16 protein-coding genes are annotated in these 20,609 nt (G+C 66.7%); 9 read left to right on the plus strand and 7 right to left on the minus strand.

Annotated features, from left to right (window positions below):
• Positions 1–49: 49 nt before the first annotated feature.
• The 4 genes from arsH to BLS81_RS00845 are packed head-to-tail and all read right to left on the minus strand — an operon-like array spanning position 50 to position 2,231.
• Positions 50–799, minus strand: a complete 750-nt coding sequence (gene arsH, locus BLS81_RS00830) for an arsenical resistance protein ArsH (protein WP_093219548.1) — start codon at positions 797–799, stop codon at positions 50–52.
• A complete protein-coding gene (locus BLS81_RS00835) occupies positions 796–1,464 on the minus strand; it encodes an aquaporin (protein ID WP_093219550.1) in 669 nt (222 codons plus the stop codon). The genes arsH and BLS81_RS00835 overlap by 4 nt, the downstream gene beginning before the upstream one ends.
• Positions 1,461–1,889, minus strand: coding sequence for an arsenate reductase (glutaredoxin) (arsC, locus tag BLS81_RS00840; RefSeq protein ID WP_093219553.1), 429 nt, complete (start codon positions 1,887–1,889; stop codon positions 1,461–1,463). The genes BLS81_RS00835 and arsC overlap by 4 nt, the downstream gene beginning before the upstream one ends.
• A 12-nt stretch (positions 1,890–1,901) precedes the next feature.
• A complete protein-coding gene (locus tag BLS81_RS00845; RefSeq protein WP_093219556.1) occupies positions 1,902–2,231 on the minus strand; it encodes an ArsR/SmtB family transcription factor in 330 nt (109 codons plus the stop codon).
• Between the two features lie 518 nt (positions 2,232–2,749).
• Here BLS81_RS00845 and BLS81_RS00850 point away from each other — a divergent pair.
• The 7 genes from BLS81_RS00850 (at position 2,750) to BLS81_RS00880 (ending at position 12,893) form a co-directional block, all read left to right on the plus strand.
• Complete coding sequence (locus BLS81_RS00850; protein ID WP_093221631.1) at positions 2,750–3,466, plus strand: Crp/Fnr family transcriptional regulator; 717 nt, start codon at positions 2,750–2,752, stop codon at positions 3,464–3,466.
• Positions 3,467–3,576: 110 nt separating this feature from the next.
• Positions 3,577–5,946, plus strand: coding sequence for a PAS domain S-box protein (locus BLS81_RS00855; RefSeq protein WP_256326011.1), 2,370 nt, complete (start codon positions 3,577–3,579; stop codon positions 5,944–5,946).
• Positions 5,947–6,052: 106 nt separating this feature from the next.
• Positions 6,053–6,262 carry a hypothetical protein gene (locus tag BLS81_RS00860; RefSeq protein WP_093219559.1) on the plus strand — a complete coding sequence of 70 codons (210 nt, stop codon included), beginning with the start codon at positions 6,053–6,055 and terminating at the stop codon, positions 6,260–6,262.
• A 117-nt stretch (positions 6,263–6,379) separates the two neighbouring features.
• Positions 6,380–8,605, plus strand: coding sequence for a hypothetical protein (locus BLS81_RS00865; RefSeq protein WP_093219560.1), 2,226 nt, complete (start codon positions 6,380–6,382; stop codon positions 8,603–8,605).
• A 68-nt stretch (positions 8,606–8,673) separates the two neighbouring features.
• On the plus strand, positions 8,674–9,099 hold the full coding sequence (locus BLS81_RS00870) for a DUF2946 family protein (protein WP_093221636.1): 426 nt from the start codon (positions 8,674–8,676) through the stop codon (positions 9,097–9,099).
• 102 nt (positions 9,100–9,201) lie between these two features.
• On the plus strand, positions 9,202–11,550 hold the full coding sequence (locus tag BLS81_RS00875; RefSeq protein WP_093219562.1) for a TonB-dependent receptor family protein: 2,349 nt from the start codon (positions 9,202–9,204) through the stop codon (positions 11,548–11,550).
• Positions 11,550–12,893: a PepSY-associated TM helix domain-containing protein gene (locus tag BLS81_RS00880; protein ID WP_256326012.1), complete on the plus strand. Its 1,344-nt coding sequence runs from the start codon at positions 11,550–11,552 to the stop codon at positions 12,891–12,893. The genes BLS81_RS00875 and BLS81_RS00880 overlap by 1 nt, the downstream gene beginning before the upstream one ends.
• Here the strand turns inward: BLS81_RS00880 and BLS81_RS00885 are convergent.
• The 3 genes from BLS81_RS00885 to BLS81_RS00895 all read right to left on the minus strand — a co-directional run bounded on the left by BLS81_RS00885 (position 12,890) and on the right by BLS81_RS00895 (position 18,885).
• A complete protein-coding gene (locus BLS81_RS00885; RefSeq protein ID WP_093219567.1) occupies positions 12,890–15,175 on the minus strand; it encodes an FdhF/YdeP family oxidoreductase in 2,286 nt (761 codons plus the stop codon). The two genes, BLS81_RS00880 and BLS81_RS00885, sit on opposite strands and share 4 nt — an antisense overlap.
• A gap of 93 nt (positions 15,176–15,268) precedes the next feature.
• The gene (locus BLS81_RS00890) at positions 15,269–16,516 is read right to left on the minus strand and encodes a spinster family MFS transporter (protein ID WP_093221638.1); all 1,248 of its coding nucleotides are present in this window, start codon (positions 16,514–16,516) and stop codon (positions 15,269–15,271) included.
• 20 nt (positions 16,517–16,536) lie between these two features.
• Positions 16,537–18,885, minus strand: a complete 2,349-nt coding sequence (locus BLS81_RS00895) for a TonB-dependent receptor (RefSeq protein ID WP_371128235.1) — start codon at positions 18,883–18,885, stop codon at positions 16,537–16,539.
• A 143-nt stretch (positions 18,886–19,028) separates the two neighbouring features.
• On the opposite strand from BLS81_RS00895, the gene BLS81_RS00900 reads away from it, so the two are divergent.
• Positions 19,029–19,679 carry a TetR/AcrR family transcriptional regulator gene (locus BLS81_RS00900; RefSeq protein ID WP_093219571.1) on the plus strand — a complete coding sequence of 217 codons (651 nt, stop codon included), beginning with the start codon at positions 19,029–19,031 and terminating at the stop codon, positions 19,677–19,679.
• Positions 19,676–20,533: an alpha/beta fold hydrolase gene (locus BLS81_RS00905; protein ID WP_093219574.1), complete on the plus strand. Its 858-nt coding sequence runs from the start codon at positions 19,676–19,678 to the stop codon at positions 20,531–20,533. Before BLS81_RS00900 ends, BLS81_RS00905 begins: the two co-directional genes overlap by 4 nt.
• The last annotated feature ends 76 nt before the right edge of the window (positions 20,534–20,609 follow it).

A 20,609-nucleotide genomic window follows, 5' to 3' on the forward strand; every position in this document is an offset into this window, starting at 1 on the left:
CCTCGGTCACTCCCGTTCCGCAGAGAATGCCTGCTTACAACGATACCGGTCATCGACCACCGGCAACCGCGGCATTCGCCCGATCCGCGGAAAGGTCGATCTTCGTGCCGGCTGCCTTGCGTTCCGAATACCGGTCGACCAGTTGGCCCGCATGGGGCCGCATGAGCACGGTGATCCGCACCAGCTCCTCCATAACGTCAACGATCCGGTCATAGTAGCTGGACGGCTTCATACGCCCCGCCTCGTCGAACGCCTTGTAGGCCATGGCGACGGAGGACTGGTTGGGGATGGTGAACATCCGCATCCAGCGCCCAAGCAGGCGGAGCGTGTTGACCGCGTTGAACGACTGCGAACCACCGCACACCTGCATGACGGCAAGCGTGCGCCCTTGCGTCGGGCGCATGCCGTTCATTTCCAGTGGCAGATGGTCGATCTGCGCCTTGATGATGCCACTGATCTGGCCATGCCGCTCCGGGCTGCACCAGACTTGGCCTTCCGACCACACCGAGAGTTCACGCAGTTCATGGACGGCGGGATGATCGTCCCCGGCGACCTGATCCGGCAGTGGCAGATCGGACGGATCGAAGATGCGCGTTTCGGCGCCGAAGACCTGGAGCAGCCGCGCCGCTTCCTCGACGGCGAGCCGGGAAAAGGAGCGTTCCCGCAGCGATCCATAGAGCAGGAGAATGCGCGGTGGTGGCTGGTCATCGCCAAGACCGAGCGCCGGACGCGCGATGGCATAGTCCGGATCAAGCGCGGGGAGATGGTCGGGGTCAGGCAAGGTGCGGATGCGGCTCATGCGCGGTCCTCTATTGGGCTGCGGAAGATGATCCCGGCGGCGAAGTGGCCGGCGATGGCACCGATGATCTGCGCGGCCACGAAGGCCGGTACGCAGGACGGGGCGATCCCCGCGAAGCTGTCGCTCAGCGAACGCGCGACGGTGATGGCGGGGTTGGCGAAGCTGGTGGACGAGGTGAACCAATAGGCGGCCACGATGTAGAGGGCGACGCTGGTCGGCACACTGTCCGGGCGCGTCCGCGCCGTGCCGAGGATCGTCAACACCAACCCGAACGTCGCGACCGCCTCTCCGGCCCATTGCCCCGGGCCATCGCGCAGCTTCGTGGACAGTTGGAGCAACGGCATGTCGAACATCAGGTGGGCGAGCCACACGCCGATGACGCCGCCAACCATCTGGGCTGCGCCATAGGCCAGCGCCGCGCCGGTGCGGATGTGACCGCGCAGGCGCATGACGAGTGTGACGGCGGGATTCATGTGGGCGCCCGACACCGGCCCAAGCATCGTGATCAGCACGAACAGGATCGCGCCGGTCGCCAGCGTGTTGCCGAGCAGCGCGATGGCGACGTTCCCGCCCGCCAGTCGCTCCGCCATGATCCCCGAGCCGACGACGGTCGTGAAGAGCAACAGGCTGCCTAGCGCCTCGGCGAGGACAGCGCGGCGGTTCACGCCTGGATGCGATTGCCGGCGGCGTCGATGACCTGCTCGCCGTCCTCCTTGGTGAAGGCGCCCCGCTGTGCACCCGGCAGGATATCCAGCACCGCCTCAGACGGGCGGCAGAGCTTTACGCCGAGCGGCGTCACCACCAGCGGCCGATTGATCAGGATCGGGTGCGCCATCATCGCGTCGATCAAGGCATCGTCGCTCAATGTCTCGTCACCGAGCCCGAGGTCGGCGTAGGGCGTGCCCTTCTCACGCAGCAGGTCGCGGGGCGTCATGCCGGCGCGCGCGATCAACTCCACCAGCAGCGCGCGCGCCGGCGGCGTCTTCAGATACTCGATGACGTGCGGCTCGATACCGGCGTTGCGGATCATGGCGAGCGTGTTGCGGGACGTTCCGCAGCCGGGATTGTGGTAGATGACGATGTCGGTCACGGGGCTGGTCCTTCAGCAGCAGGTGAGTTCGGCGAGCAGCGGCTCACACAGGTCGGCGCGGCCCCCGCAGCAGTCCTTGGCAAGGAAAATCATGAGGCCGCGCAGCGCGTCGATACTGACGCGCTGGATCTGCCGACGTCCACGCTTTTCGGGAACGACGACCCCGGCCTTCACGAGAACCGCGAGGTGGGTGGAAAACGTACTCTGGCTCAACCCACTGGCCTCGACCAACTGGCCGGTGGAAAGACCGCCAGGCTCATGCTGGACCAGCAACCGAAAGGTCGCGAGACGGGTGGGATGAGCGAGAGCCGTGAGGATCGCGAGGGCCGTATCCGTTTCCATGCATCGGGATTAGCCGATGTAATGATGGAGGTCAAGAATGTATCGGATTATCCCGATGCGTTGTTGACGCCCGGTCTAACCAAGAGCCGCCGTCGCGCAGGCGGCGAACGACGGCCGCGTCCCCGGACACGACCCTTCGCCGATCCTCGGAAACTTGCTGTGTGTCGGGAGTTCGAATATCATGCATTCCGTCGAACCGAGCCGGCAAGTATCGGTTTTCAGGCGAGAAGTTTCGGCCTTTCCGGGGTATCGAAAGAAAAGCGGATCGATCAGAACCACGGCAAATCAGCCGCTTATCCAATCGGTTCGAATGCCTGCCGCTCCGCCGAATATTCGAAGCCAGCCTTGCCGTCGCGACCGGCCCGATAACCCGCTCGCCCCGTCTAGGGCTCGGCGCGGCGCGTTTCACTTCGCGCTGGTACGCCCGATACAGTTTTCCAGCTCAGGGCATTTACCTCTCTGTGAGGACGACCGTCAGCCAAATCGGCGCCGAACGGTCGCGCAATAAGGATGTCATCATGTCTGTTATAGCGATTCCGCCGACGGGAGATTTCCACCCGGCGCTCCGGCGCCTTGCAGCGATGGTCGAGCTGACCGCCGCCGACCGCGTCGCGCTGCGCGGCGCGGTCGGCCGCGAGCGGAGCGTCAAGGCGCGCGGCGAACTGTTGCAGGAGGGCAAGCCGATCCGCGAGCGCCTGCTTGTCCTCTCCGGCTGGGCTGCGCGGGTCCGCATCCTTCAGGACGGCCGGCGGCAGATCATCAATTTCCTTCTGCCCGGTGATCTGATCGGCAATTGCAGCCATGCCAATCCGTTGGCGCCATCGACAGTCGCCGCGCTCACCCCCCTCACCGTATGCTCGCTCCCCGATCCGGCGACCTCGCCGACGCTGTGCGAGGCCTATGCGCTGAGCGCCGCGACCGAAACCGCCTATCTGATGGCGCAGATCGTCCGGCTGGGGCGCATGACCGCGTCCGAGCGCGTCGAAGACCTTCTGCTCGAACTGATGGAGCGGCTGGAGATCACGGGCCTCGCCCGCGAGGGCCATTACGCGATGCCGATCACGCAGGAGACGATCGCCGATGCGCTCGGGCTGACATCGGTTCACGTCAACCGCATGTTGCAACGCTCGCGTCAAGCCAAGCGATTGCGCTGGGCGCGCGGCGCGATGGAGATCGCCGCACCGGCCGAAATGCGCCGCGACGTCGGCCGTATGCCGGTCCGCGTCTCGCAATGACGCTTTTCACGCGATAATCAGGAACTTTCTGTAACAATTGAAATTTCTTACACCTGCGGCGGGCCATTTCCGTGTACGATCGCACGATCAACTGTGGGGGTTTGACAAGGGTGACAGGCTCGGAACGGCGCGAGAGCGGCGGCGGACCCTTTGATTTTGCGGCGGGCGGCGGCGAACTGGGGGAGCGGATCGCGGCCTTCGACTGGGCATCGACCAGCATCGGCCCGGTCGAGGGGTGGCCGGTCGCGATGAAGACCCTGCTCGCCTTCGTGCTGCGCTCACCCGTGCCGATCGTGACCCTGTGGGGCGACACCGGCGTGATGATCTACAACGACGCCTATCGCGCCTTCGCCGGGGGGCGGCATCCAGGCATTCTGGGCACCAACGTCCTCGAAGGGTGGCACGAAGTCGCCGACTTCAACGCCAACGTGATGCAGAAGGTGTACCACGAGGGCGGGACGCTCTCCTATCAGGATCAGGAGTTGACGCTGGTTCGCGACGGCACGCCGCGCGTGCTGTGGACCAATTTGGAATATTCGCCCGCGTTCGACGAGAACGGCCGGCCGATCGGCGTCGTCGCGGTCGTGATCGAGACCACCGAGAAGGTGCTCGCCAGCCGCCAGTTGGAGGACGACCGCAACCGGCTCTGGACGATCTCGCGCGATCTGCTGCTGGTCAGCACGATGGAGGGGACGATCACCGCGGTCAATCCGTCCGCGACCCGGATGCTGGGCTGGGCCGAAGCCGAACTCGTCGGCGTCAAGGTCTCAGAACTGGTCCACCCGGACGACCTCGCCGACACCGCCGCCGAACTCGAGAAGCTGTGCCAGGGCCAGACGACGCAGGTGTTCGAGAACCGCTATCGCACGCGCGATGGCGGGTACCGCCTGCTCGCCTGGACGGCGGTGCCCGAAGGCGGCCGCATCCATGCCGTCGGCCGCGACATCACCGAGGAACGCCAGCTCGTCCGCGATCGCGACCGGATATGGAAGCTGTCGCCGGTGCTCAAGGTCGTGACCGATTCCAACGGTTGCATCAGCGATATCAACCCGTCGTGGACGCACAAGCTCGGCTGGACGCGCGAGGAGACGCTCGGCCACCGCACCGCGCACTTCATGATCGAGGACGAAGGCCGGTGGGCCGAGCGGGTCGAAGCGCTGCGCGCGGGCACGCCGCTGCCCGAATATCGCACCACGCTCGTCGCCAAGGACGGCAGCCACCACATCATCCAATGGACGACGGTGCCGGAGAATGGCACGTTCTACGGCTTCGGGCGCGACGTGACCACCGAGATCGAAGCGGCGGCGGCACTCGCGGAGACGGAGGCAGCGCTCCGCCAGTCCCAGAAGATGGAGGCGGTCGGCCAGCTCACCGGCGGCATCGCGCACGATTTCAACAATCTGTTGCAAGGCATTACCGGCAGCCTGGAGATCGTCCAGCGGCGCGTGGCGCAAGGGCGGATCGACGAACTCGACCGCTTCATCACCGGAGCCTCCACGGCCGCGAACCGCGCGGCTGCGCTGACCCACCGGTTGCTGGCCTTTTCACGCCGCCAGCCGCTCGACCCCAAGCCAGTCAAGGCCAACGCCCTCGTCGCCTCGATGGAAGATCTGCTGCGCCGGACGATCGGCGAGCGGATCGACCTCGAATTCGTGCTGGCGGGCGGTTTGTGGACCACCAAGTGCGATCCCAACCAGCTCGAGAGCGCGATCCTCAACCTCGCGATCAACGCGCGCGACGCGATGCCCGACGGCGGCAAGCTGATCATCGAGACGTGCAACACGCATCTCGACCGGGCCTATGTCGCGCGGCAGCGCGGCGTGAAGCCGGGGCAATATGTGTGCCTAAGCATCTCGGACACGGGCATCGGGATGGACGCAGACACGATCGGCAAGGCGTTCGAGCCGTTCTTCACGACCAAGCCGATCGGCCATGGCACCGGTCTCGGCCTGTCGATGATCTACGGCTTCGCCCAGCAATCCGAAGGCTATGCCAAAATCTATAGCGAGGTCGGCCAGGGGACGACGTTCAAACTCTACCTGCCGAGGCATCGCGGCGGCGGCGAGGAGGACGACGCGGCACCGCCTGCCGCCGCGCTCCAGCATGCCGAGGATGGCGAGGTCGTCCTCGTGGTCGAGGATGAGGCCGTGGTGCGCGGGCTGATCCTCGAGGAACTGCACGAACTCGGCTATGCCGCGCTGGAAGCGGTGGATGGCGCGAGCGGGCTCGATATGCTGCGCTCGAAGCTCCGGATCGACCTGCTGATAACCGATATCGGTCTGCCCGGCCTCAACGGCCGGCAATTGGCCGACGCGGCGCGTGAGCTGCGGCCCGCGCTCAAAGTGCTGTTCATGACGGGCTATGCCGAGAATGCGGCGCTTGCCTCCGGTTTCCTGGAGCACGGCATGGAGATGATCACCAAGCCGTTCGCGATGGAAGCGCTGGCGAGCCGTATCCGCGCGATGCTGGAAACCCGCTGAGCCGCACGTTGCGGCACGTTTTCCGCCCAGGACGAGAGCGAGCGGGCGACGCGCGGAACGTCGCGGTGCGGCATATGTTCTGTCTTTCTGAGAATGGGAGACGATCATGAGCGACAGACAGCCGATGCCCGCCGACGAGCGCGAGAAGCCCGAGACGATCACCGAGGACGTCACGCCCAAGGCCGAGTCGGCCGGTGAAAGCGGCGGTGGCGCCTACCCCAACCCGCATACCGGCAAAGACGGCGGCGGCTTCGACGGCGGACAGACCGAGCGCCCGTACAGCGGCCCCGACAACCCGAACGCGACGACCAAATAGCCGGAAAGTTCCTAACCTGAGCGGGTTAGTCCCGGATCACAGGGAACCCGCGCGCAGGCTTCGGGATTGTCTTTCCGCCGCGCCAGCGGCGGCAGTGCCGAGGCGAGGAGGACATTCGTGGCGACCCGTGCCCGATCACAGGAGACCGTCGGCGCCAGCCCCTATGTGCTGGCGTTGCGACACGCGCTTCGTGACGGCACCATGCGAACCGTCGCCGAATTCGACATCGGCGCGCTCCGCGTCGAGCTACGCGTCGGGCAGGACTCGCTATGGGCGCTCGTGCGCCGCCCGAATGCCGGCGGGCTGGCGATACGCGCCGCCTATCCAAGCGGCCCTTTCGAATGTTCGCAGGTGCGGGCGGACGACGGTGAGATCGTCAAGCTGCGGCTGAACAGCGCGCTCGGCGAGCATGTCGTGTCCTTCCGGACGCACGACGATGCGCTCCAGTCGCTGCGGATCACCGCCGAACTCACGCCCAGCACGCCGATCCTCGTCCCATTCATGCCGCGTGATCTGTACCCGCTCGACCACGTCGACGATCCGCTCGGCGCGGTGGGTCAGGTCGAGGCGGGGCAACGCGGGCTGAACGTCGGCGTGGTGTATTTTCACATCGACGATCCCGCGTTCGGCAGCGTGTTGTATTTCCAGAACCTGACCGCGATGAACCCGTATTATCGCGCGACCAAGACCGCCCCGGACAGCGCGGTCGGCGGGGTGTGGCCCGAGCTCGGCTATCTGCCGCCCACCCCCGCGCAAAGCGGCACCCCGCCGATCGACGCGCTGCCCGCCGGCAAACGGGTGACGATGTCCGACGCGATCCTGGTGTTCCGCCACGATGCTGCCCCGCACGAGCGCGAATCCGCACGCCGGTTCCTGCAAATGCTCGGGGTGGCGTACAAACAGCTCGCGCTGCCGGGGACCGACTATCGCGACTGGGTCGGCCGCGCGGAGAAGACGCTTCGCGATCTCGATGAAGCGCCGGCGGCGACGATCCGGCACTACGGCCACCGCTATATCCATCCCTACACCGGGGCCGAATATCCCGATGTGATGGTGCAGATGTCGATCGTCTCCGCGCTGCACGACTGGAGCAAGTGGACCGGCGAAGACGTTCCGCTCAAGCGAGCGTTTCAAGCGGCGCTCGACAAATTCTACGACCCGAAATTGCGGACGCTCAGGCGGTATCTGCCCAACGTCGGCAAGGACAAGAACGCCGATGCGGTCGATAGCTGGTATCTCTATCACCCGCTGCTCAACCTGAGCAATCTCGCGCTCGACGGCGACGATCACGCGCGCACGCTGTTCCTCGATTCGATCGACTATGCGATCAAGGCGGCGCGGCATTTCGACTATCGGTGGCCGGTCCAGTATGACCTGACCGACTTCTCGGTCATCACCGATGTGGCGGACGCCGACGGTCGCGGCCAGACCGACGTGGGCGGGGTCTATGCCTGGGTGATGCTCCAGGCGTTCCAGCTCACCGACGACAAGCGCTTCCTCGACGAAGCGCGTGCGGCGCTCGACGCCGCGATGGGGCTTCGCTTCAACATCAATTATCAGGCGAACCTCACCGCCTGGGGCGCGACCGCGTGCATGCGGATGTGGCGGATCACCAACGCGCCGATCTATCTGGAGCAGAGCTACGTCTATCTCGGCAGCTTCTTCCAGAATTGCGAGATTTGGGAAAGCCAGCTCGAACTGGCGGTGCATTACCGCAATTTCCTGGGCGTGACCTGCCTGCAGGACGCGCCGTATATGGCGATCTACGAATGCTTCGAGTCGTTCGCCGCGTTCGAGCGCTATCTCGACGACAGCGGGCCGGAACTCGATCCGGCGGTGCGGATGCTGATCGCCGAATATTGCAAACATGCGCTCGACCGGGCGTGGTATTATTATCCCGACGTTCTGCCGCCCGAGGCGATCTCGCCCGAGCAGCGCGCGGGCAATGGCCATATCGACCCCAAGCTGTCGTTCCCGCTCGAGGATCTGTATCCCGACGGGCAATTGGCGGGCCAGGTCGGCCAGGAAGTCTATGGCGCGGGCGCCGCGTTCATCTTCGCCACGCGCGCGTTCACGCATGTCGAGGATGCGCCGTTCCTGCTGTTCTGCGACCATCTGCTCCGCGCGATCGAACGCACCGGGGATCGGGCGCTGACGCTGACGCTTGACGGCGGCGAGACCTGTACCGCCGCGCTGAGCCTCGTGCGCCGCAAACGGCGGACGCTGACCAAGAGCCGAGTCGCCACCATCGGCGGCGACACGGTGCGCGCGCACGCATCCTCGCCCGACCGGATCGATTACCGTGTGCCGGCGAACGGCCGCCTGGTCATCACCTGGGAATGACGCCACGCGGAGGGCATGGACGTTTTGCCGCCGTGACAGCGCCCAGCGGGACGCATAGAGGCTTGAGCGTGCAGAGGTTCCGCGATCATCTGAGGCAGCATCCGGCGTTGGCCGCGTGGCTGCTGACGCTCGCGCTGCTGCTCAAGCTGCTCGTGCCGAGCGGCTATATGCTCGATGCGTCCGGGCGGTCGATCGGCCTCGTCCTGTGCTCGGGCATGACTCCGAGCCATGCCGCGCCCATGGCCATGCCGATGGCGATGCCGGGCATGGCGCATCACGCCGACCATGACAGCAAGAAGGACGGTCAAACCGCCGAACAGCCGTGCGCCTTCGCCGGGTTGAACGCCGCATCGCTGGCGGCGGCCGATCCGGTCCTGCTCGCGGCGGCGATCGCGTTCGTGATCGCGGTCGTATTCCGGCACGTCAGCCAGAAGCCGGTCGGGGCGCGCGTCTATCTGAGACCACCGTTGCGCGGACCACCGTCGCGCCTGTGATGATCGGCCTCTTCGCGCGCGCCTGACCGGCGCGGCGTGTGCCGACGGCGCGGCGGATGCCGCGCCTCCATCCTTGCTGCACTCGCGCCAACAGGAGTCACTGTGCGCCTTTTCCTGCCTTGCGCGGCGTCGATCGCCGTGCTCGCCGCGTCGACGGCCTCCGCCCAATCCCCTCCAGACGCGCGTCGCGCCGAATTGCTGCGGCAACGCGACGCGATCGACGCCGAGCTGCGCCAGATCGACGCGGCGCCCCCCGCCCCGCCCGCCCCGTCGAGCGCGCCGGTGGAAACGCGTGACATCGTGGTCATGGGCAACGCGCTGACGCTCACCACCAGGGTCGCCGGCCAGACCGACACGACCATCGCCAACGCCGATTTCCGCAACACCCCCGCGACGACGATCGCCGATATCGTCAGGCTCTCCCCCGGCGTCACCGTGATCGGGGGCAACGGCCCGCGCGATGTCGGCGTGTCGATCCGGGGATCGAACGCACGCAACAGCTTCGGCGCGCGCAACATCCAGGTGTTCGAGGATGATTTTCCCGTCACCCAGCCCGACGGCCTCGCCCGCTTCGACCTCACCGACCCGCACGCCTATGGCGCGGTCGATGTCGTGCGCGGGCCATCCTCGGCGCGCTACGGCAATTACGCGGTGGAGGGGGCGATCAACTTCCGCACGCGCAGCGGCCGCGACCTGCAAGGGATCGAGGCGGGGATCGACGGCGGCAGCTTCGGCTATCTCAACGCCTATGCGACGCTCGGCCATGCCGGGCACGGTTTCGACTATAGCGTGTTCGGCAGCTTCGCGCGCGCGGACGGCGCGACCGGACACACCGGCTACGAAACCGGCACGATCAACGCGCTCGCGACGCTCGCCCTGTCCGACCGCGACCGCATCACGGGCAAGGTGATCTATAACGAGGGCGAGTTCCGGCTCTCGACGCGGCTGTCGTACAATCAGTATCTCGCCAACCCGTATCAGCAGGGCTGCGACCGGGCGGCGACCGCCGCGCCCGGCTGCGGGACGATCTCGGTGCTGGTGAACGGCGTCAACGGCGCGCGGATCGCGCAGACCGCCGCCGAGGGCGACCTTGCCCGCAACGACCGCCGCACGATCGTCGGCGCGCGGTATGAGCACGATGTCTCCGCCGGTACGACCTGGCGGACGCAGGCGACCTTCGACAGCCGCGTCGTCTTCCAGCCGACCAGCGCGACGCCGTTTCGGGGCACGCTCAACAGCTACAACGTCAGTTCCGACGTGACCGCGAAGAGCCGCCTCGCCGGCATGGACGCGGTCAGCTTCATCGGCGTCTTCTACAATTACCTCGATGCGCAGAATTATTCGTTCAACAAGACGCCCGCCGGCCGCAACGGCATCGGCGCGCCGACGCAGACGGTGTTCGGCGGCGTGCGCAACATGGGCGCGCGCGCGCGCGAAGAACTTGGCATCACCTCCAATCTGCAACTGATCCTCGGCATCGGCTACGAGCATTCGCGGATCGACATGCGGCAGACCGCGTACACCTATCCCTTGGGAGCCGGCCCAACGCTGGCCTACATCCCCGCGCTGCGCGACTTCGACAATGTCGCGCCCGAAGCGGCGCTGGTCTGGCGAGCCGACCCGGCGCTGAAGCTGCACGCGCGGATCGGCACGGCTTACGGTATCCCGCAATCGGGACAGTTGTTCGTCACCACCGCTGGCGTGGCGGGCAACAATACCGATCTCAAGACGCAGACCAATCTCGGTGTCGATCTCGGCGCGGAGGTGAAGCTGGCCGACACGCTGACCGCCGAACTGACCGGCTATCACGAGTGGTTCCGCAACGAACAGGTCAGCCAGTCGGCGGGCGTCAATCTGCTGTCGTTCACCACCAATGTGCCCCGCTCGATCCATCGGGGCGTCGAAGTGGCGATGCGCTGGACGCCGCTGGCCGCCGCGTTGCCGGGTGGCTATGTGCAGGCGAATTACAGCTACAATGACCAGCGCTACACCCGTTATGTCGAGCGGCTGACCTCGGGCGCGGTGTCGGCGGCGTTCGACCGCGCCGACAAGCGCATTCCCGGCGTGATCCCGAACTTCATCAACGCCCGTGTCGGCTATGATGCTCCGCACGGCGCGCTCGCCGGCTTGGGCGGGTTCGCGGAGGTGACGTATCGCTCGCGCTACTTCATCGACAATGCCAATCTGCTGAGCATCCCCGCCTATACGCTGCTCAACCTCAACCTGCATTACGATCCGCCGGCGGGCGAAGGCTGGTGGTCGCGGCTGTCCTTCTACGCCTCGGTGCAGAACCTCACCGACAAGACCTATATAGGCTCCGCCTCGATCATCTCGGACAGCCTCGACGCGGCGGGGCGGCAGAACCCGGCCAGGGTACTCATGAATACGACAGGCGCGCTCTACGCCGGGCAGCCGCGCACCGTCTATGTCGGTCTGAAAGGACGGTTCTGATGGCCCATATTCCCATGCCGAGCCTGCGTTACGGCACCGTCTGGCGCTGGCATTTCTATGCGGGCCTGTTCTGCGTGCCGTTCGTGATCTGGCTGGCGCTGACCGGCACGATCTATCTGTGGAGGCCGCAGATCGAGGCGTGGCTCGACCGGCCTTACGCGCATCTTACCACCACCGGGCCGCGCGCGTCGGCCGAGGCGCAGGTCGCTGCTGCCGTCCGCGCGGTTCCCGGGGCGACACTCCACAAATATGTGGTGCCGGAGCGTGACAACGCCGCCGTGCAAATCCTCGTCACCCGGAACCACGCGGACACGCGCGTCTATCTCGATCCCCGGTCGCTCGCGGTGCTGAACGTCGTGACCGAGGAGCGCCGGCCGCTCCGTATGGTGTTCCACCTCCACGGCGAGCTGCTCGCCGGCGCGTTCGGCAGCTATCTGGTCGAGATCGCCGCGTGCTGGGCGATCGTGATGCTGCTGACCGGCCTGTACCTGTGGTGGCCGCGCGGGCGGTCGGGGCTTGCCGGAGTGCTGTATCCGCGTTTGCGCGCCAATGGACGGCCGTTCTGGCGCGATCTGCACGCGGTCGCGGGTATCTGGGTGTCGCTGTTCGCGCTCGGCCTGATCCTGACCGGTCTGCCCTGGGCAAAAGGATGGGGCAGCTATCTCGCCGAGGTCCGGCACCTCACCGGCACCGCGCGCGGGCCGGTCGACTGGTCGATCGGCGGCAAGCCGCCCGCCGATGCGATGTCGGGCGATCACGCCGGTCACGGTGCCATGACGATGGCCTCGGCGCCGATGCGGGCGGGCGAACTCGCCCGCGTGATCGCCACGACACGCCCGCTCGCGATCGCGCCGCCGGCGCTGATCTCGCCGCCGGCACGCGCCGGAGCGCCCTGGTCGGTCGCCTCGGATGCCGCCGATCGGCCGCTGCGCAGCGACCTGAAGATCGACGGCGCGACCGGCACCGTGCGGAGCCGCGTCGATTTCGCTGAGCGCCACTGGATCGATCGCGTAATCGGCTATGGTGTCGCCGCGCACGAAGGCGCGCTGTTCGGGATCGTCAACCAGATCCTTGGTACCGCGACCGCGCTGCTGCTCGTCCTGCTCGCCGTTTCGGGCGTGGTGATGTGGTGGCGCCGGCGGCGGGTCGGCCTCGGCGCGCCGGCCGCGCCGCCGCGACCCGCGTTCGGCGCCGGCCTGGTGATCGCGATCGTGGCGCTGGCGCTATACCTGCCGATGTTCGGCCTCACGCTGATCGCCGTGATCGTCGTCGAGGCGATCGTGCGGCGGTGGATGCCGGGCGTGGCGCGGTGGCTGGGGCTGCGGCCGATCGCCACCGCCTAAGCGGCGCGCATCGTCACCCGCACCGACTTGTACGAAGGCGTGCCGCTGTGGGGATCGTGATCCTCCAGCGGCACGAGGCAGTTCGCCTCCGGATAATAGGCCGCGAGCGAGCCGCGCGCGATCGCGTACGCGACGACGGTATAGCCCTCCAGCCGCCGCCCCGGCCCCGCCTCGATATCCACGACATCGCCATGCGCCAGGCCGAGTTCAGCGAGGTCTTCCGCATTGGCGAACACGACGTCGCGCCGCCCGGTGATGCCACGATAGCGATCGTTCAGCCCGTAAACGGTGGTGTTGTACTGATCGTGGCTGCGGATCGTGGTGAGCAACAGCGCCCCAGCCTCCCCGCTTGCGCCGGCGAGCGGATGGGTCAGGAAATGCGCCTTGCCGTCGGCGGTGTCCCATATGCGGTTCGAAGCGTCCACGGTCAGGCGGAAGCCGCCTTTGTGGCGCACGCGAACGTTGAAATCGCGGAAGTCCGGGAACACCGCCTCGATCGCGTCGCGGATGCGATCGTAATCACCGACCAGAGCGTCCCAGTCGATCGCCACGCCGGGCAGCGCGGCCTTGGCGATCTCCGCGATGATCGCCGGCTCCGAGCGCAGATCGGGCGCGGCGGGCTTCAATCGCCCGCGTGAGGCGTGGACCATCGACATCGAATCCTCGACCGTCACCCATTGCGATCCGCTCGCCTGTTGGTCGTGCTCGGTTCGCCCGAGGCATGGCAGCACGATCGTCTCGCGCGCGGTGAGCAGGCAGGTGCGGTTGAACTTGGTGACGATGGTCACCGACAGATCGAGCTTGCGGAACGCGGCGAAGCTCGTCTCCGGGTCGGGCATCGCCACCGCCAGATTGCCGCCGAGCGCGATGAGCGCCTTGGCGCGCCCGTCGCGCATCGCCGCCAACGCCTCGACCGCATTGTGGCCGTGCGCGCGCGGCGAGGTGATGCCGAAGCGCGCGTCAAGCCGTGCCAGCATCGCCTCCGACGGAATCTCGGTGATGCCGACGGTGCGGTCGCCTTGCACGTTGGAATGGCCACGCAGCGGGCAGATACCGGCGCCGGGCTTGCCGATATTGCCGCGCAGCAGCAGCAGGTTGGCGAGTTGCTGGACATTGGCGGTGCCGTTGGCATGCTGGGTGATGCCCATGCCGTAACACAGGATGACGCGCTCGGCCTGCCAATAGGTGCGCGCCATGCGCTCGATCGCAGCGCGCTCCAGCCCCGATCGGGCGACGATCTCGTCCCAGCCGGTGGCATCGATATCGGCACGCAGCGCATCCAGCCCGACGGTATGTTCGGCGATGAAGGCGCGGTCGAGCAGCCCCGCCCCGCCCGCCGCGAGGTCGGCGGCGTCGGCCTCGAACAGCGCCTTCATCATGCCCTTGAGCATCGCGCCGTCGCCGCCGACGCGGACCTGATGATATTCCGAGGCGAGCGGGGTCGCATAGGTGCTCAGCATCTCGCTCGGATGCTGCGGCGATTTGAACCGCTCCAGACCGCGTTCGCGCAGCGGGTTGGCGACGACGATCGGCACGCCGCGCCGCGCCGCCGCGCTCAGCGTCGAGAGCATGCGCGGATGGTTGGTGCCGGGATTGTGCCCGATGCAGAAGATCGCGTCGGCGAGATCGAAATCGTCGAGCGTCACCGTGCCCTTGCCGACCCCGATCGACTGCGGCAGCCCGACGCTGGTCGCTTCGTGGCACATGTTCGAGCAATCGGGGAAATTGTTGGTCCCGTAAGCGCGCGCGAGCAACTGGAACAGGAAAGCCGCCTCGTTGGAGGCGCGGCCGGATGTGTAGAATTCCGCCTGATTGGGATCGGCGAGCGCCTGCAATCCCGCGCCGATCCGGGCGAACGCCTCGTCCCACGCGATCGGCACGAAATGATCGGTCGCCGCGTCGTATCGCAGCGGATGCGTGAGGCGGCCGGCATCCTCCAGCGCATGATCGGTCCAGCCGAACAACTCGGTCGCGGTGTGGCGCGCAAAGAAATCGGGATCGACGCGTTTGGCGGTCGCCTCCCACGTCACCGCCTTGGCGCCATTTTCGCAGAACTCGAACGACGAGGTTTTCTTCGGGTCCGGCCAGGCGCAGCCCGGACAATCGAATCCGTCGGGCTGGTTCATCTGGAGCAGCGCGCGCGTGTCGGTGGACGCGCCCATCTGGTCGCGCACCGCGACCGCCACCGCCTTCAGCGCGCCCCAGCCGCCCGCCGGGCCATCATAATGTTCGACGCCGGTGACGGGCCGCTCGGTCTCGGGGGAGTCGCTGAAGTCTTCCATGTCGGTTCCACGTACCGGCGGAAGCCGGCTTCCGCTGTAGCTGTGCCGCCTAAGCCGCCGGGACGCAAACACACTTTGGTATGGGCTGACGGGTCAGTCCGCCTCGACCCAGTCGCGCGTGAGATAGCGCGACGCGATCAGCATCAGCACACCCGCCAGTGCATAGAAGCCGAGCGAGGCGATCACCGCCCAGCGCAACGCCTCGTTGCCGAGGCTCGGCGTGAGCGCGTCGGACAGCGCGCCGATCGCGAGCGTGCCGAACCCCACGCCGATCAGATTGTTGATCGTGAGGAAGCTCGCCGAGGCGGTCGCGCGCATTGGCGGCGGGACGAGGTGCTGGACCGCCGTCAGGATCGGGCCGAGCCAGACATAGGCCAGCCCCTGCGGAATCAGGAACAGCGCGAAGGCAATGCCCGGCGAACGGCTCAACACGCCGGCCACGAACAACGGCACCGCGATCAGATAGGCGATCGCCGGCACCCGCGCATAGGCGCCCTTGTCGCGCCCGCCAAGCCGATCCGCCAGCCAGCCGCCGCCGAACATGCCGATCGTACCGCCGATCAGCAGCAGCCCCGCGAAAAAGCGCCCGGTCGCCGGCAGATCGAGATCGAACGAGCGGCGCAACAGCGACGGCAGCCAGAACGCCAGACCATAGCCGACCATCGAGCTCGACGCGGCGCCGCAGGAGAGCAGCCAGAAACTCGGCTTGGCCGCGAGCAACGCGAACACCGCGCCGACCCTTACCCGTTCGCCGGCAGGCACGCGTCTCACCGGTTCCTTGACGACGAGCGCGAAGACCGGCGCGACGACGAGCCCCGCCAGCCCCACCCACAGGAACGCCGCACGCCAGCTCACCAGCGCCGCGACATAGCCGCCGAACAGCACGCCGAGCGCCGATCCGATCGGAATGCCGAGCGAATAGATGGCGAGCGCCCGCGCCCGCCGCCGCGCGGGGAAGACATCGCCGATCAGCGCATAGGAGGGCGCGACGCCGCCCGCCTCGCCGACGCCGACGCCGACCCGGAACGCGAGCAATTGCCCGAAGCTGCCCGCGGCGCCGCACAAGGCGGTGAACCCGCTCCACAGCGCCAGCGAGCCCGTGATGACCCAGGTGCGCCGCGTGCGATCGGCGAGCAGCCCGAGCGGGATGCCCATCGTCGAATAGAGGATCGCGAAGGCCAGCCCGCCGAGCAACCCGAGTTGCTTGTCGCTGAGCGCGAACTCCGCCTTGATCGGTGCAGCGAGGATACTGACGATCTGGCGATCGAGGAAATTGAAGCTGTACACCAGCAACAGCATGGCGAGCACGATCCCCGGCCGCGAACCGGAGCGTACTGGCATCGGGTCATGCTCGCCCGCCATCAGAATTTGGCGGTCACGGTCGCCAGCACCTGCCGGGGGTTGCCGTAGAAGGCGGTCGCGATCCCCTCTTTGCCCAGCGTCGGGGTATAGCCGCCGGCCGGCGTACGGATCGGAGTGCCTGCCACGTTGACGTTGATATATTGATAGCCGCCGATCTTGTAGGTCTCTCCGGTCAGATTCTTGCCATGCACGCCGATCGAATAGCGGCCCTTGCCGAAGCTATACACCAGATTGGCATCGACCAGCGTGTAGGCCGGCTGGTCGAGGAAGGGGCTGGCGGTCTCGAATTGGTGGGTCAGGCTGCGGTACGATACCGTCGTCGATCCGTTCAGCGATCCGCTCGCCACCGGCAGCGTCGCACCGAGCGTGCCGCTCACCGACCATTTCGGCGTGTTCTGGAAGACGCGATATTGCGACACGTCGGTCGGCGGCGTGCCCGCGATGAAGCGATCGTATTTGGCGTCGATATAGCCGACCGTCGTGGCGAACGTGATCGTCGATCCCTGCCCGGCAAAACCGCGCGCGAGCGTGGCGTTGCCCTCGAACTCGGCGCCCTTGATCGTCGCCTTGGCGGCGTTGGTCGTGATGCCGCAGAAGGTCTGCACGCCACCCACTACGCAGCCCGACGACCCCGGCACCTGCACGTCGGCATAATCGGCGTAGAAGCCGTCGGCCGCGAAGGTCAGCCGATGGTCGAACAGCGCGCCTTTCCAGCCGATCTCGTAGCTCTTCACCGTTTCCGGCTTGAACAGCAGGAAATTATAGATGTCCTGATAGGTGCGCCCGGCGGCCGGGTTGCTGATCGGCGCATTCGCGCCGGTGCCGCGCGGATCGAAGCCGCCGCCCTTGAAGCCTTCGGAATAGGACGCGTAGATCATGTGATCGGGCGTGATCTTGTAGCTGAGCGAGGCGCGCGGCGTGAACTTCTGGAAATTCGCGCGACCGCGAAAATCGGTTGAGGGCAAACCGAACAGAACGGGATTGCCGCCGAACTCGCTGGTCGGGCCGCCGAGATAATTGGCCTTGAACACCTGCGATTTGCGCTCGTCCCACGTGTAGCGGCCGCCCACCGACAGGCTCAGTTGCGGCGTGAAATCATAGGTGAAATCGCCGAACACCGAATGCGTCTCGGTACGCACGTCGCCCTTGGTATAAGCGTCGAGCCCCGGCAGCGCCGCGCCGCCGGTCGTATAAAGCAGCACGTCGAAGCCGGTCGAAGCCTTGGCGCCAAGATAATAATAGCCGACCAGGCCGTTCAGCTTGTCGCTCTTGTAGAGGAGCTGGAATTCCTGACTGGTCTGATCGTTGCGGTAGATCGCGGGAACATCGACATCGACGGCGGGGAGCGAATCGAAGTCGATCGGCGTGTAGCTCACGTCGCCGCGATACGCGCTGATCGAGCGTAGCGTGAGGTGATCGGTGAGGTCCGCCGAAATCGACATCGAGATGCCGCCGCCCTTCACGCTGTTGCGCGGATTGGAGAGGCCGGCGCGCGTATCATAGACGTCGGTGAGCACGGGCGCGCCGGAGAGCAGGCCGGGGATGAGCCGATGCCCGTTGCGCGCGAGCGATTTGTCGTCGGTGTAATCGCCGGTGATCCGCACGAACAGGCGCTTGTCGGGCGTCTCGAACTCGACGGTGCCGCGCCCGGCCCAGATATCCTTGTTGTAATTGTCGATGCCGAGATTGAGGTTGCGCCCGAACCCGTCGTGGCTCAGCCGTGCGCCGGTGACGCCGACCTTGAGCAGATCGCCGATCGGAGTCGACAGGCTGATGACCCCGTCCGCTTCGTTATAGGAGCCGTAGGTGCCACGCAGGCTGGCGGAGAGCGTGTCGGGCAGGCGCTTGGTCACGTATTTGACCGCGCCGCCGATCGTGTTGCGGCCATACAAAGTGCCCTGCGGCCCGCGCAGCACCTCGATGCGATCGACATCATAAATGTCGAGCACCGCCGCCTGCGGGCGGTTGAGATAGACATCGTCGAGATAGATGCCGATGCCCGCCTCGAACCCCGGCACGGGATCCTGCTGGCCGACGCCGCGAATGAAGGCAGCAAGCGTCGAATTGGTGCCGCGCGCGGCCTTGAAGGTCGTATTGGGCGTGAGCGTCTGGATGTCGGTGAGGTCGACCGCGCCCGATTTGGCGAGTTTGTCGCCGCTCAACGCGGTCACCGCGACGGGCACGGCCAACAGCGTCTCCTCGCGCCGGCGCGCCGTGACGACGATATCCTGCCCATTGCCAGAATCGACGGTCTGCGGGGGCGTGTCGCTGGCGGGCGGCGCGGTCTGCGCCATCGCGGAGGGCGCAAGTGCCACCAGGCTGACGCCAGCCGCAAAAAGCGCACGCATTGATGAAGCCATCAGTCGCATATCCTCTCCTCCTGATCGAGCGCATGAGCGAACCGCTTGCGCTTCGTTACGCTTGCTTATAGTGAAACCTGAACCAGGTTTCAAATACGAAAAATTACGCATTCGAAAGAATCGAGGGAGCGATGGTGCTGGCGGCGGAGGATGCTAAGGCGGTGGCCGTGACGAGAAGAGACGGCATCAAGACGCCCAAAACGGCGCGCGGCCAGCGCACGCTGCGCCTGCTGCTTGACGCGGCCGCCGAGGAATTCGGCGAGAAGGGCTTTCACGAGGCCGCGATCAGCCGCATCACCGCGCGCGCCGGGGTGGCGATCGGCAGTTTCTACACCTATTTCGATTCGAAGGAGGCGCTGTTCACCGAATTGGTGCGCGACCTCACCACGCAAGTCCGCGACTTCGTCGCGCCGCGCCTGTCCGGCATCAACGACGGGATCGCGGTCGAGATCGCGGGCCAAGCGGCGTTTCTCGATTTCGCTCGGGCGCACAAGGAAATCTACCGCATCATCGACGAGTCCGAGTTCGTCGATCCGGCCGGTTACCGGGCGCATTACATGCGTACCGCCGACCGGATCACGCGGCGGCTCGAGGCCGCCGCCGAACGCGGCGAGATCAGCCCCGGATCAGCGGAGATCCGCGCCTGGGCGCTGATGGGGATGAACGTCTTCCTCGGCCTGCGCTTCGGTGTCTGGAGCGACGAACTCGCCGTCGAAGAGGTGACGGCGGTGACGGGAGACCTGATCGCCAACGGCCTCGCGCCGAAAGGACGCGGCGCATGAGCGGCTATCGCGACCTGTATTGGCAAGCTTCGGACGGGCTGCGTCTGCATGCGCGCGACTATCCGGCGGCGAGCGGCCCTGCCCGCCTCCCGATCCTGTGCCTCCACGGTCTGACCCGCAACGCCAAGGATTTCGGCGCGCTCGCGCCGCGCCTCGCCGAGCTGGGCCACCGCGTCCTCGCGCTCGACGTGCGCGGGCGCGGCGGATCGGAGCGCGGCGCGCCCGAGCGCTATGTGCTGCCGGCCTATGCCGAGGATGTCGAACGGCTGGCACAGGCGATCGGAATCGGCCGCGCGATCTTCATCGGCACGTCGATGGGCGGGTTGATCACGATGGAAGTCGCGGCTCGCGCGGCGGGACTCATCCACGCGGCGGTCGTCAATGATGTGGGGCCGAAGCTGTCCCTGCACGGGCTCGCGCGGATCGCCGGTTACGCGGGCGCCGCGCAGGCGTTCGCGACCTGGGACGATGCCGCCGCACAGGTCCGCCAGCTCAACGAAGATGCGCTTCCGCACTATACCGCGCGGGACTGGCGGGAGATGGCCGAGCGGATGTTCCGCGAATCGGACGGCGTGGTGATCGCCGATTACGATCCGGGCATCGCCGTGCCGTTCAAATCGGCGCCCGCAGGCGCCGATCCGCAGCAGCGGTGGGAGGCGCTCGCCAGCGACCGGCCGATTCTGGTGCTGCGCGGCGCGCGATCCGATCTGCTCGATCAGGATGCGGCCGAGGCGATGGTCGCCGGCAAGCCGAACGCGCGGCTCGAGATGGTCCGCGATGTCGGCCACGCGCCGATGCTTGACGAACCCGACGCGCTCGCCGCGATCATGCGCTTCCTCGCCGACATCGGCTGAGCGCTGGGCCTGAGCACCGGCGTCAGCGCGCAAATCGGCCGGATCGGCACCGACCGGCTTGGCGCGGGCGAACACC

The organism is Sphingomonas sp. NFR15 (assembly GCF_900103265.1).
Lineage (GTDB): Bacteria > Pseudomonadota > Alphaproteobacteria > Sphingomonadales > Sphingomonadaceae > Sphingomonas > Sphingomonas pollutisoli.